Source organism: Kitasatospora sp. NPDC043950 (assembly GCF_056435345.1).
Genome location: NZ_JBWKER010000022.1, coordinates 87,816 through 100,688 on the forward strand (window position 1 = coordinate 87,816; position 12,873 = coordinate 100,688).

General features: G+C 72.5%; 10 protein-coding genes. 4 read left to right on the forward strand and 6 right to left on the reverse strand.

From position 1 onward, the window contains the following. Window positions 1–142: 142 nt before the first annotated feature. The 6 genes from AC07BF_RS16915 to AC07BF_RS16940 all read right to left on the reverse strand — a co-directional run bounded on the left by AC07BF_RS16915 (window position 143) and on the right by AC07BF_RS16940 (window position 6,200). The gene (locus AC07BF_RS16915; protein ID WP_478333541.1) at window positions 143–1,048 is read right to left on the reverse strand and encodes an alpha/beta fold hydrolase; all 906 of its coding nucleotides are present in this window, start codon (window positions 1,046–1,048) and stop codon (window positions 143–145) included. Next, entirely contained in the window at window positions 1,045–2,130 is a 1,086-nt protein-coding gene (locus AC07BF_RS16920) for a branched-chain amino acid ABC transporter permease (RefSeq protein ID WP_363628143.1), read from the reverse strand. The genes AC07BF_RS16915 and AC07BF_RS16920 overlap by 4 nt, the downstream gene beginning before the upstream one ends. 251 nt (window positions 2,131–2,381) lie before the next feature. Beyond that, complete coding sequence (locus AC07BF_RS16925; protein WP_063349260.1) at window positions 2,382–3,248, reverse strand: branched-chain amino acid ABC transporter permease; 867 nt, start codon at window positions 3,246–3,248, stop codon at window positions 2,382–2,384. Beyond that, on the reverse strand, window positions 3,248–4,054 hold the full coding sequence (locus AC07BF_RS16930) for an ABC transporter ATP-binding protein (protein ID WP_363583664.1): 807 nt from the start codon (window positions 4,052–4,054) through the stop codon (window positions 3,248–3,250). Before AC07BF_RS16930 ends, AC07BF_RS16925 begins: the two co-directional genes overlap by 1 nt. 53 nt (window positions 4,055–4,107) lie before the next feature. Beyond that, entirely contained in the window at window positions 4,108–4,920 is an 813-nt protein-coding gene (locus tag AC07BF_RS16935) for an ABC transporter ATP-binding protein (RefSeq protein ID WP_478333542.1), read from the reverse strand. A gap of 5 nt (window positions 4,921–4,925) precedes the next feature. Then, the gene (locus tag AC07BF_RS16940; protein WP_478333543.1) at window positions 4,926–6,200 is read right to left on the reverse strand and encodes a substrate-binding domain-containing protein; all 1,275 of its coding nucleotides are present in this window, start codon (window positions 6,198–6,200) and stop codon (window positions 4,926–4,928) included. 358 nt (window positions 6,201–6,558) lie between these two features. Between AC07BF_RS16940 and AC07BF_RS16945 the strand changes: the two genes are divergently transcribed. From AC07BF_RS16945 to glxA, 4 genes are all read left to right on the forward strand, one after another. Beyond that, window positions 6,559–7,320, forward strand: a complete 762-nt coding sequence (locus AC07BF_RS16945; RefSeq protein ID WP_478333544.1) for a CoA transferase subunit A — start codon at window positions 6,559–6,561, stop codon at window positions 7,318–7,320. Window positions 7,321–7,324: 4 nt separating this feature from the next. Beyond that, entirely contained in the window at window positions 7,325–8,062 is a 738-nt protein-coding gene (locus AC07BF_RS16950; RefSeq protein ID WP_478333545.1) for a 3-oxoacid CoA-transferase subunit B, read from the forward strand. Window positions 8,063–8,685: 623 nt separating this feature from the next. Next, window positions 8,686–10,830, forward strand: coding sequence for a glycosyltransferase family 2 protein (locus AC07BF_RS16955; RefSeq protein ID WP_478333546.1), 2,145 nt, complete (start codon window positions 8,686–8,688; stop codon window positions 10,828–10,830). 65 nt (window positions 10,831–10,895) lie between these two features. Then, entirely contained in the window at window positions 10,896–12,827 is a 1,932-nt protein-coding gene (gene glxA / locus AC07BF_RS16960; protein ID WP_478333547.1) for a radical copper oxidase GlxA, read from the forward strand. The last annotated feature ends 46 nt before the right edge of the window (window positions 12,828–12,873 follow it).

Below are 12,873 nucleotides of genomic sequence, written 5' to 3' on the forward strand. Positions count from 1 at the left end.
TCGGCAGGGCGCGGAGGGGTGTTGGGGAACTCTCCCTGGGCGCCGGGGCGGAAGGGGGGGGGACAGGAAAGGAAAAAACGAGAAGGGCGCGGCGGGGGGGGGGGACGGCCCCCGCCGCCCGCCGTCGTCGGGGCCGGGCCCGTTACCCCGCGGCGGTGACGTCCGCGAGCAGGCCGCGGACGATGCGCTCGGCCCCCGACTCTCCCCAGAGGATCGAGTAGTGGTTGGTGTCCGGCACGAGCGAGGCCGGCACCCGCTCCCGGTCCAGCCCGGCCAGTCCGATCCGCTGGTGGTCGTAGAGGCCCTGGGGCTCGTCGAGCAGGCCGCGCTCGGCCCAGAGCAGTTCGGCCGGGCAAGGCAGCCGGTGCACGGCGGTGGCCGCGTCCTGGTCCAGCAGGACCTGGGCACCGTCGGTCTGCACGGCCTCCAGCACGCAGGAGGAGCGCAGTTCGGGCTCGACGCCGACCAGGTCGCGCTGGGTGTAGGCGTCGATCTCCGCCGACCAGGCCGCCCCGAAGGCCGGGTGCCGCTGCCAGAACTCCCGGTAGGCGTCCCGGTCCGGGAAGGTCATCGACAGCCGGGCCAGCGCGGGGCCGAGCACCGCGGCCAGCGCGTCCTCCTCACGGATGCCCTCCGGCAGCGGGAAGGTCAGCGCGCCGTCCACCAGCAGCACCCGGCGGACGAGTTCCGGGTGCCGGACGGCGGCCAGGGCGGTGATCCAGGCGCCCATCGAGTGGCCGACCACGGCGGTCGGGCCCGTACCGAGGGCCGTGATCAGTGCGGCCACGTCGTCGGCGTGCCGGGCCAGCCCGTACGGCCCGGCGACCGCGCGGCTCCCGCCGCGCCCCCGCAGGTCGGGCGCGAGCAGGGTGACCCGCCCGGCGAGTTGGCGGGCGACCTCGTGCCAGGCGAGGCCGTTGGCGGTGATGCCGTGCACCGCCACGACCGTCGGGGCGTCCGGCTCGGCGGCGGGCCAGCGCAGGACCGCCAGCTCCCCTCCGGGCACGGCGACGGTCAACTCCTCGGGCTTCAGGGGCGACTGGCTCACGCGGGGGTACCTCCGGTGGGACGGGCGGTCCGGGCAGCGGCCGGGGTGCGGACCGCACGGGCGGATCGGGCGGCGCGGATGCGGGCAGGCAGTCTAGCCAGGCCACCGGGCAGCAGGTAGACCACCGCGACGAACAGGGTGCCCAGCAGGAACAGGGGTTGGGAGAGCGGCACCCGCAGGACCGCGGGCAGGTCCGCGATCGTCGTCGAGTTGGCGAGGTCGCCGAGCCGGTGGCCGGCCCAGGTGTAGAGGACACCGCCGAGCAGCGGACCCCAGCGCGTCCCCGAGCCGCCGAGCACCACCATCACCAGCAGGGCGAGCGTGGCGTCGGAGCCGGCGGCCTGCGGGGTGGCGCCGCCGGTCAGCAGCAGGTAGACCACCCCGCCCAACCCGGCGAGGCCGCCGGCGAGGACGAAGGCGACCAACTTGTAGCCGTAGGGCCGCAGTCCGAGCACCTCCACCCGGCGCTCGTTCTCCTTGATCCCCTCCCAGACCCGTCCGGCCGGCGAGTTGACGGCCCAGTGGACCACGGCGACCGTCAGCACCAGGTAGCCGACGGCGATCCAGTAGAGGTTGGCGGTGTTCTCGATCCCGAGCAGGCTGGAGGGCAGCAGGTCGGCCGGGGCGGAGCGGCCCTCCTCACCGCCGGTGACGCCACCGGGGTTGCGCTGGACGAGGATCGAGCCGGCCTGGGCGAAGGCGAGGGTGACCATGGAGAAGCCGATGCCGGTGACGCGGAGGCTCACCGAGCCGAGCAGCAGGGCCAGCGCGACGGTGCAGGCGACGCCGAAGACCGCCGCGGCGGCGAACGGCAGTCGCAGTTCCAGCATGCCGAGGTCGGTGGCGTAGAGGCCGGTCGCGAAGTAGAGAGCGTGGCCGAAGGAGAGCAGTCCGGTACGGCCGAGCAGGAGGTCGTAGCCGGAGGCGAGGGCCCCGTAGAGCAGGCACAGGGCGAGCAGTTGCAGGCTGCCGGGGCTGCCGAGCGGGCCGTCGAGCAGTCCCGGGACGGGAAGCGCACTATATGGGGCGACAAGGAGCGTGATCAGCAGGGCGATCGGCCACCAGCGTAGCGCTCTGTGCACCGGTGTCCAGCGATTAGTGACTGAATCACCTGTTCGAGGGATGGCGCCGAGGTCGGTCGTGTGTTCACAATGGGTCCCGGCAAGGCTGGTGTCAGTCCCCCTTGCCACAGTGACGGTGTTGGCGGAGCTGGTGTCAGTCCCCTCTGCCAGCATGGCGGTCATGGCAGGGCTGGTGTCAGTCCCCCCTGCCATGGTGGCGGCGCTGCGGTCGGCCGCGGGGCCACCGGTGCTCGTGATCGGAGTTTCGGCGCTCACGCGAGCCTCCCGGTGAGTCCACGGGGTCGGACGAGAAGCAGCACGGCGAGCAGGACGACGACCGAGAGGTCACCGAGCCCGGCGCCGGTGTAGTAGTTGGCGAACTGCTGGACGAGACCAACGCCCACGGAGGCGACGGCGGCCCCGGTGACGGAGCCCATGCCGCCCATCACCACGACGACGAAGGCGAAGATGAGCAGCCCGGTCCCCTGGCCGGGATTGACCGAACCGAAGTAGAGGCCACCGAGGGCACCGCCGAGCGCGGCGGCCGCCCCGCCGATGGCGAAGACGAGGGTGAACGCCTTCCGGACGTCGATGCCGAGCGCCGTGACCATCGCCCGGTCCTCGACGCCGGCCCGGACGATCAGCCCGTAGCGGGTACGGGCGAGGAACAACCGAAGAGCGAGCAGCAGCAGCGCGGCCGCGGCCACGAGCACGAAGCGGTTGACCGGGACGGTCGCACCGAGCACGTGCCAGGTGCCGGAGAGCACGGCCGGCTGGGGGAAGGGGCGGGCGTCCGCGCCCCAGACCCCCATCAGGAGGGCGGGCACGGCGAGCCCGACCCCGACGGTGGCGAGGATCTGATCGCGCGGCCGGCTGTAGAGCGGGCGGATCAGGAAGAGCTCCAGCAGGACGGCGGCGGCCGTTCCGACCAGGGTGCCGAACGGCACTGCGAGCCAGAAGGAGAGGCCGGCCTCGGTGCCTGCCCACCAGGTGGCATAGGCGCCGATGGAGAGCAGGGCGCCGTGCGCGAAGTTGAGCACGTCCATCAGACCGAAGATCAACGACAGGCCGGAGGCGACCAGGAAGTACAGCGCACCAAGACCGAGTCCGGTACAGGAGAGGAGAACGACGGTGTCCATCAGGGCTTCACCTCCGCGGTGACGACAGGGGTGGCCGGAGAAGCGGCGGGCCGGGGTCCGCCGGCGAGCGGGTGACGGGAGCCGACGCCGAGCAGGCGGCGGGCGGCCTCCTCGTCGGCCAACAGCTCGGCGGTGTCGCCCCGGTGGGCGGTACGGCCGTCGGCCAGGACGGCGCAGGTGCCGGCCAGCCGTCGGACGAGGGCGAGGTTCTGCTCGACCAGGAGAACGGGCACGGCCTCGGCCGCTCGCGCCAGCACCTCGGCCACCTCCGCGACGATCTTCGGCGCCAGACCCTTGGTGGGCTCGTCGGCGATGATCAACCGGTTGCGGTTGAGCAGCGTCCGGCCTATCGCCACCATCTGCTGCTGGCCGCCGGAGAGCGTCCCGGCCAACTGGCCGGCCCGCTGCTTGAGTTCGGGGAAGAGCTCGTGGACGAGCGGATAGTTCGGCTCGTCCGCCTCGCCCCCGCCCCGGACGGCGCGCTCGGCTAGGCGGAGGTTCTCGGCGACCGTCAGGCCGGCGAAGATTCCCCGGTCCTCGGGCGCGTAGCCGATGCCATGACGGACCACCAGGTGCGTGGGAAGGGAGGCGAGTTCGACACCGGAGAAGCGGACGCTTCCGGTGCGCGGCACCAGGCCCATCACGGCCTTGACGGTGGTGGTCTTGCCGGCGCCGTTGCGGCCGAGGAGTGCGGTGACCCCGGCGGGGGCCACGTCGAGGTCGACACCGTGCAGGATGTGCAACCCGCCGATGACCACCCGCAGATCGCGTACGGAGAGGAGAGGGACGGCAGGAGGCGTAGGCACGGCCGCAGAGGCAGAGGCAGAGGTGGAGACGGGCGAGGAGAGCGGAGAGGAGGTCACAGCGCCTCGCCCAGGTAGGCCTGTTGCACGGTCGGGTCGGCCATCACGGCCTCGGGGGTGTCCAGCGCGAGCAGCGTGCCGTGGTGCATCACCGCGAGGCGGTCGGCCAGCCCGAGCAGGACGTCCATGTGGTGCTCGACCATCAGGACGGTCCGGCCCAGGTCGCGGTGCACGGACCGGATCAGCTCGGTGAGGGCCGGTACCTCCTCGGCGCTGACCCCGGCCATCGGCTCGTCCAGCAGGATCAGCCGCGGATCGGAGACGAGGAGGACGGCCAGTTCCAGTTTGCGCTTCTCGCCGTGCGAGAGCGCGCCCGCCAAGGTGTCCGCACGGTGGGTGAGTTCGGTGCGGTGGAGGGTCTCGGCCAGCTGCTCCTGGTACCGGTCGGCACGGCGCCAGAGCCGGTACGAGGCGCGCGGTCCCGCCGCCGCCTGGGCGGCCAGTCGGACGTGGTCGGCAACCGTCATCCCCGGCCAGAGGGAGGAGGTCTGGAAGGTGCGGCCGAGGCCGCGGCGCGCCCGGGCGTGCACGGCCTCGACGGTGACGTCCACACCGTCGAGGTGGAGGCTGCCGTGGCTCGCCGGATAGATGCCGGAGATCAGGTTGAAGAGGGAGGTCTTGCCGGCGCCGTTGGGGCCGATGAAGGCGATGAACTCGCCTTCGCCGACCGAGAAGGAGACGTCCTCGACGATCGGCACCCCGCGGACGGACCAGCCGAGTCCGTCCAGCCGCAGCACCGGGGCGGGCGAGACCGTGGCCGAGGCCGGGAAACCGGCTGCGGAAGGAGTGGGGGCGGTGGGAGCGGGCATCGGGATCAGCCCGCCATCGGGGTGACCGGGGGCGCCACCTCGTCCGCGGTCAGGGCCTTCTCCACCGAGGGCTTGGCGGCGGCCCCGGCGCCGGTCAGCCGGGCCTGGAACATCGGCTGGAGGAGGGCGTGGTCCTCGGCACGCACCGTGGTACGCCCCTTCACCCCGTCGAAGCTCCAGCCCTCCAGCGCCTTGACCAGGGCCGACGTGTCGTCGGCGGAGCCGTGGTTGGCCTCGACGGCGTGCACGATCAGCTGGGCGGCGGTGAAGCCGTCGGGCGTGAAGATGTCGGTCTTCCCGCCGGCGGCGGTGACGGCTTCGTCCATGGCCTTCTCCACCGGGGTGCCGGCGGCTCCGCCGAAGTAGTGGTTCAGGAAGGAGATCTTCTCGGCCGCCGGGCCGAACAGCGGGTAGGAGGCGGCCAGGTCCAGGCCGGTGACGACCTTGGTGTCGGCGAACACGTCCTGCTGGTTGAGCGCCGTCCACAGCGCCGAGGAGGTGTCGCCGGCCCAGGCGACGAACAGCAGGTCGGGCTTGGCAGTCTTGGCCTGGGTGGCGAACGGGGTGAGGTCGGTGGCGCTCGGCGGGGCGAGCACCTGGTCGACCGTCGCACCCTGGGCGCCGAGCACGGCCTTGACGGCAGCCACGTTGGCCTGCCCGAAGGCGTTGTCCTGAGCGAGCACGGTGACCTTCTTGCCCTTGGCGTCACCGATGAACGAGGCCGCGGTGCGGATGTCCTGGAAGGACTGGCGGCCGGAACGGAAGGTGTACTTGTTCAAGCCGGTGACCTTGTCGGCGGCGGCCGGGCCGCTGATGAAGAGCACCTTGTTCTGGGCGGCGATCGGGCCGACCTGGAGGGCGACGCCCGAAGCGGTGGAACCGGCCAGGACCTTGTAGCCCTTGCCGATCAGGTCCTTGGCAGCGGACACCGCCTTGGCCGGGTCGCCCGCGTCGTCCTGCTCCTCGAACTCGACCTTGTGTCCGTCGACCGCGCCGGTGCCCTTGGTCGCGTAGCTCAGCCCCGCCTTGAAGCCCTCCAGGTACTGCTTGCCGTAGGCGGCCAGCGGTCCGGTCTTGGAGTACACCAGGCCGACCTTGACCGGGCTCTTCGCGCCACCGCCGTCCGCCGAGACCGTCCCGGCGGTGCCGGCCTTGGCGCAGCCCGCGGCGAGCAGGACGCACGCCGCGACGGCGGCGAGCTTCCGGGCCGGGCCGCCGGTCAGGGTCTCGCCCGGGCGGGCGCCGGAGGCGGGCCGAGTGGGGGCTGTCGAGCTGCGCATGGTGACCGACTCCTGAGGGTGCGGCGGGGTGGATGCCGGAACCGTAGGTGTGCGGTGGGACTGGCGACATGTGCCCGGGCGACGCATCGCCCCACCGTGATGTGGCTCCGGCCGACATACCACCCGGGCGGCGCCGTTCCCCGGACGTTCGGGTGTGGCCGGCCGACACGAGCTCGTACCCGCCCATGGCGGGAGCCGCCATGGCTGCGGCGGCCCGCGTCCGGTGACGGTGGAGGGGCTCGGCAGCCGTCCGGCGGCGGCCGCCGGGTCTTCCCGCCGAGCCATCCCGCTGGGTCTTCCCACCGGGCCCGGCCCGGGCGTGCTCTCTCCCGTATCCCACTCCTCACGAGGTGATCCCTTGGACAAGGTCCTGGACTCCCCCGCCGACGCGGTCGGGGACATCCCCGACGGCGCGGTGCTGGCCGTCGGCGGCTTCGGCCTCTGCGGCATCCCGAGCACCCTGATCGGCGCCCTGGCGGACACCGGCACCACCGGCCTCCAGGTGGTCTCGAACAACTGCGGGGTGGACGACTGGGGGCTCGGGCTGCTGCTGCGGGCGGGCCGGATCGCCCGGATGACGTCCTCGTACGTCGGCGAGAACAAGGAGTTCGCCCGGCAGTACCTCTCCGGCGAGCTGGAGGTGGAGCTCACCCCGCAGGGCACGCTGGCCGAGCGGCTGCGGGCCGGCGGCGCCGGCGTCCCCGCGTTCTACACCCCGGCCGGGGTCGGCACCCAGGTCGAGGAGGGCGGGCTGCCCTGGCGCTACGCGGCGGACGGCTCGGTGGCGCTGGCCTCACCGGCCAAGGAGGTCCGGGAGTTCGGCGGCCGCCGGTACCTGCTGGAGGAAGCCATCACGGCGGACTTCGCGCTGGTCCGGGCCGAGGTGGCGGACCGGCACGGGAACTGCGTGTTCCACGCCGCCGCCCGCAATTTCAACCCGCTCTGCGCGACGGCGGGCCGGATCACCCTGGTCGAGGCGGACCGGATCGTCGAGGCGGGCGAGCTCGCCCCGGGCGCCGTGCACCTACCCGGCGTGTACGTGGACCGGGTGGTGGCCGCCGATCCCGCGGACCGCCGCATCGAGCGCCGGACCGTCCGCCCCGCACTCCAGGAGGCCTGAACCGATGCCCACCCCGACCAGCACCCCGGCCCCCGCGCCCACCTCGCAGACCGCCCACCGACCGCAGGCCTTCCACCACCCGCACCCCGTCCGCCGTCCGCAGCCCGACCTCGACCCGCGCAACGCCCTGGCCGCCAGGGCCGCCCGCGAACTGCGCGACGGCCAGTACGTGAACCTGGGCATCGGCCTGCCCACCCTGATCCCCAGTCATCTCCCGCCGGGCGTCGAGGTGGTGCTGCACTCGGAGAACGGCATCCTGGGCGTGGGCCCGTACCCGGCCGAGGGCACGGAGCACGCCGATCTGATCAACGCCGGGAAGGAAACGGTGACGGTCGCCCCCGGGGCCTCGTACTTCGACTCGGCCTTCTCCTTCGGCATGATCCGGGCCGGCCGGATCGACGTCTCAGTGCTCGGCGCCATGCAGGTCTCGGCGGCCGGCGACCTCGCCAACTGGATGATTCCCGGCAAGATGGTCAAGGGCATGGGCGGCGCGATGGACCTCGTGCACGGGGCCCGCCGACTGATCGTGGTCATGGAGCACACCGCCCGGGACGGCTTCCCGAAGATCGTCGATGAGCTCTCACTTCCCGCCACCGGCCGCGGAGTTGTCAACCGGATCGTGACCGATCTGGCCGTGATCGACGTGACGCCGGACGGGCTGCGGGTGGTGGAGACGGCCCCGGGCGCGGGGTTCGCGGACGTCCAGGCCGCGACGGGCGCCGCCCTCCTTCCACGGCTCTGACCGGACCGGGTCGACCGGACCGGCCAGCACCAGCCGGACCGGACGCACCGGCCCCGCCCCGCGGCAGCGGCCGGACCTCCGTCGGGGAGGTCCGGCCGTTCGCTTTGCCTCCGTGGCGCCACTACCGCCGCCCCGCCCGCCGAATTCGCCGCATTAGCACCACCGCGGTGCGGATTGGCCGGGAACCGTGGGATCTTCACGCTTGCGCAGTGATCATTTCCCAGACGGGTTGCGATCACGGTTGCCCTCCGGGAGAGTTGGGGGCGCCGTGGATCCCGCGTGCCCGGAGGGGAAGCCGGGAGCGCACCGGGATCCGCATTCGAAGTCCCCGGCAGGCGCGCAATGAATTCCGCTCGCAAACGCCCACCGGCGCGAGCAGACGCATGACGCGAATGACGGCCCGAAAACCGCTTGGAAACAACGGCGGTCCACCGGGCGGTGTTTCACGGGGACGGCTTTCGAGGCAAGAGGCAAGGCGAAGCAAGGCTCCGGGGGGAGCGGACCAGCCCCGCCGAACGCGGCCGGCCAGGCGCGCCGCAGGACGGCGGATCGCATACCCCCGGTCTGAACACGCACCAACGGGCCCGCCGCCACGGCCGGGCCCCGGCCGGGGGGAGCAGACGATGACCATGCCGTTCGCGCGACAGAAGGACGCCGGGACGGCCCGCGGGCGAGGCGCCGGACGGCGGCTCGACGACGACCTGGCCGCCGTTCCCGTACCCGAAGCCCCGTACGACTACGGTCACTTCAGTCGGCTGGCCGGCCCGGCACACGACCCGGACGAGGAGGACGACCTCGGCGGCGGCGTCTACCGGCCCGAGCCCGCCCACCACGGAGCCCCGCCGACACCGTGGCACGCGCACCAGGCCGCACAGGAAACCATGCACCAGGCCACGCAGGAGGCCGCGCAAGAGGCCGCGCAAGAGGCCGACCCCACCGCCCCCTACCGCGTCCAGTACCGCAGCCTGCTGCGCCGCGAGCCGCACCGGATCCGCGCCGCCCTGCTGATGGTGGCGGCCCCACTGGTGGAGGTGGTGCTGCTGGTCTGGCTGCTGCTGCCGGAGCACTGGCCGGAGCGCCCCGGCGAGACGCACGCCCTGGTACTGCTGGGCGACAAGGTGATGATCGGGATCATCGCCGTGGTCGAGGTGTTCCGGCTGGTCAACGTCGTGTCCAACACCCACGCCACGCTCGTCGCCCGCGATCCGATACCGGTGACGCCGGAGTCCGGCACCCGGGTCGCGTTCGTCACCGCCTGCGTGCCGGGCAAGGAGCCGGCGGAGATGGTGCGGGCCACGCTGGTCGCGGCACGCGCCGTCCGGCACGACGGCCCGTACGACGTCTGGCTGTTGGACGAGGGAAACGATCCTGCGATGCGGGCGCTCTGCACCGAGCTGGGCGTCCGCCACTTCAGCCGCTTCGGCCGCCCGTACTGGAACCAGCCCAAGGGCCGGTTCCGCACCGGCACCAAGCACGGCAACTACAACGCCTGGTTGCAGGCGCACGGCGACGACTACGACTTCTGGGTCTCGGTGGACACCGACCACGTCCCGCTGCCGGACTTCTGCGAGCGGATGCTCGGCTACTTCCGCGACCCCGACGTGGCATTCGTGGTCGGACCCCAGGTGTACGGGAACTACCGCAGCTCGGGATCGGCCGTCACCAAATTCTCCGAGAGCCAGCAGTACCTCTTCCACGCACTCATCCAGCGCGCCGGAAACCGTTACGGCGCGCCCATGTTCGTCGGCACCAACAACGCCGTCAGAATCCGTGCGCTCCAGTCGATCGGCGGGTTGTACGACTCCATCACGGAGGATATGGCGACCGGCCTGGAGTTCCACCGGAGCCGGAACGCCGAGACCGGTGAACGCTGGAAATCCGTGTACACCCCGGACGTGCTCGCGGTCGGCGAGGGCCCGTCCTCCTGGACCGACTTCTTCTCCCAGCAGCTGCGCTGGAGCCGCGGCACCTACGAGACCCTGCTCACCCAGTACTGGCGGGTGCTCTGGCGGCTGTCGCCCGGGCGGCTGCTCAACTACTCGCTGATGGTGGGCTTCTACCCGATGGCGGCGCTCACCTGGCTGCTCGGCGGCCTGTCCAGCGTGCTCTACCTGGTGTTCGGCGCCTCGGGGGTCCACGTGTCCTCCGAGATCTGGATGATGCTGTACAGCGACGCCGCCGCGCTCCAACTGCTGCTCTACACCTGGAACCGCAAGCACAACGTCAGCCCGCACGAGCCGGCCGGCTCCTCCGGGGTCGCGGGCATGCTGATGTCCGCGCTCTGCGGCCCGGTCTACGCGGCCTCGCTGGTGCAGGCGCTGCTGCGGCGGCGCAGCCGCTTCGTGGTGACGCCGAAGGGCCGTTCGGCCAGCGCGGACCGGGTGAGCACCTTCCGCTTCCACCTGTTCTGGACGCTGGTGTTCGGCGGCGCGATAGCGGCCTCCTTCTTCACCGGCTACGACCACGTCGCGATGCGCACCTGGGCCTGGATCGCCCTGGTCCTGACCGTGCTGCCGATCCTGGTGCTGGCCGGCGACGCTATCCGCCGCCGACGCGCCCGGCCCACGGCCACGCTCACCGTCACCGGCGGTCCGGCGGCGACCCCGAGGGTCGTCCTGGAGAAGCGCCGCCCCCGACACGCCCGCGATCCCCGGCGCGGCCCGACCGCACCGACCGCCCCGGCCGCACCGGCCGCACCGGTCACCCCGGCCGCGCCGCCAGGCACCCCCGCAGTGCCCGACCGGGCGGAGCGCACCACCACCCGCTGAAGCCGCGACCCGCCAGCACCCCCGAACCTCACGAGCTACCGAACCTCACGAGGGGACCAACCACCGTGAAGATCCACAAGACCGGCCGGACCAAGCGCTTCGCCCTCGGCAGCACCGTCGCGCTGACCGTCGCCGGGATGAACGCGCCCGCCGTCCTCGGCTTCGCCGGCCAGCAGTACCACCAGTACGTGATCAACCGCCCCGACTACAAGGCGGAGTACGGCCACTGGCAGACCCTCACGCTCCCCGCCGAGTTCCGGGTCAACGCCGTCCACGCCACACTGCTGCGCACCGGCAAGGTCCTCATCGTGGCCGGCTCCGGCAACGACGAGAAGCGCTTCGACGCGGGCAGCTTCCGCAGCCTGCTCTGGGACCCGGCCGCGAACACCTACAAGCTGATACCCACCCCGGCCGACATGTTCTGCGGCGGCCACGCCTCGCTGCCGGACGGCCGCGTCCTGGTGGCCGGCGGCACCCAGCGGTACGAGAAGCTGGCGGGCGTGGTGAAGAGGGCGGCCGGCGTCATGCGGGTGCGCAACGAGAGCCCCGAGCGCGCCAGGACGTTCCCCAAGGGCACCGTCTTCGTCGGCCCGAACGGGCGCGAGTACGCCTCCACCGTGCCGGTGACCGTCCCGGCCGCGGTGAAGACGGGCGCCGGCAAGCAGACCGTCGTCACCGCCGGCGAGCAGCACGTGTTCGTCGAGGCGGTCGGCGAGGGCGCCGACTACGTCACCGACTCCCCCGCCCAGTACCGGATCAAGGGCCTGGCCGGGGCCGACGCCCACAACCTGTACGGGCAGAGCACGAAGCTGACCCTGGACAAGCAGGAGTACCAGGGCATCCGCTCCGCGTTCGAGTTCAACCCGGACACCGAGCTCTACGAGCAGGTCACCGACATGGCGTACGCCCGCTGGTACCCGACGCTCACCGGGCTGGGGGACGGACGGGTGGTCACCGTCTCGGGCCTGGACGACACCGGGGAGATCCTCAACGGCAACGACAACGAGATCTACGACCCGAAGAACAAGACCTGGTCCAAGGGCCCGGACCGCTACTTCCCGACCTACCCGTCGATCTTCCTGACCGCCTCCGGCAAGCTCTTCTACTCGGGCTCGAACGCCGGCTACGGCCCGGCCGACAAGGGCCGGGACCCCGGGGTGTGGGACCTGTCGAACAACGGCTTCCAGCCCGTCCCCGGCCTGCGCGACCCCGCCCTCACCGAGACCTCGTCCTCGGTGCTGCTGCCGCCCGCGCAGGCGCAGAAGGTGATGGTGCTCGGCGGCGGGGGCGTCGGCGAGTCGCCGCTGTCCACCGCCCGCACCGACATCGTCGACCTCTCCGCCGCCGAGCCCGCCTTCACCCCGGGCCCGGACCTGCCGGCCGGCGGCACCCGCTACCTGAACAGCGTGATCCTCCCGGACGACACCGTGTTCACCACCGGCGGCTCCAGCGGCTACCGGGGCCGGGGCGCCAGCGACCTGCTCAAGGCGCAGGTGTACCACCCGGACACCAACAGCTTCAGCACCGCCGCCGAGCCCGCCGTCGGCCGCAACTACCACTCCGAGGCGCTGCTGCTGCCGGACGGCCGGGTGGCCGTGCTCGGTTCCAACCCGCTGTTCGCGGACAAGGCCGAGACCACACCGGGCGGCTTCGAGCAGCGCATCGAGATCTACACCCCGCCGTACCTGTTCCACGGCGACCGCCCGCAGGTGGCCGCCGCGCCGGGGGCCGCGAAGCTCGGCACCACCGTGCGGATCGGCACCGCCCGGCCGGACGCGGTCGCCACCGCCAAGCTGATCCGGCCGAGTTCGGTCACCCACGTGACCGACGTCGAACAGCGGTCGGTGGCCCTGGACATCAGCGGTCGCACGGCCGACGGGGTCTCGCTCACGCTCCCCGCCAACCCCAACCTGCTGCCGCCCGGCTGGTACATGCTGTTCCTGACCGACGCCGCCGGCACCCCGTCGGTCGCGCGCTGGATCCAGGTGACCGGCTGAGCGAACCGGTGCGTCACGGCCTGGCGCGGACCGGCACTGGTGCGGA

What these genes read in the sequence shown, in the direction of transcription:
- AC07BF_RS16925 (WP_063349260.1), bottom strand. Translation starts at nt 3,248, where the DNA reads ATGGACACCGTCGTTCTCCTCTCCTGTACCGGACTCGGTCTTGGTGCG.
- AC07BF_RS16950 (WP_478333545.1), top strand. Translation starts at nt 7,325, where the DNA reads ATGCCCACCCCGACCAGCACCCCGGCCCCCGCGCCCACCTCGCAGACC.
- AC07BF_RS16955 (WP_478333546.1), top strand. Translation starts at nt 8,686, where the DNA reads ATGACCATGCCGTTCGCGCGACAGAAGGACGCCGGGACGGCCCGCGGG.
- AC07BF_RS16935 (WP_478333542.1), bottom strand. Translation starts at nt 4,920, where the DNA reads ATGCCCGCTCCCACCGCCCCCACTCCTTCCGCAGCCGGTTTCCCGGCC.
- AC07BF_RS16940 (WP_478333543.1), bottom strand. Translation starts at nt 6,200, where the DNA reads ATGCGCAGCTCGACAGCCCCCACTCGGCCCGCCTCCGGCGCCCGCCCG.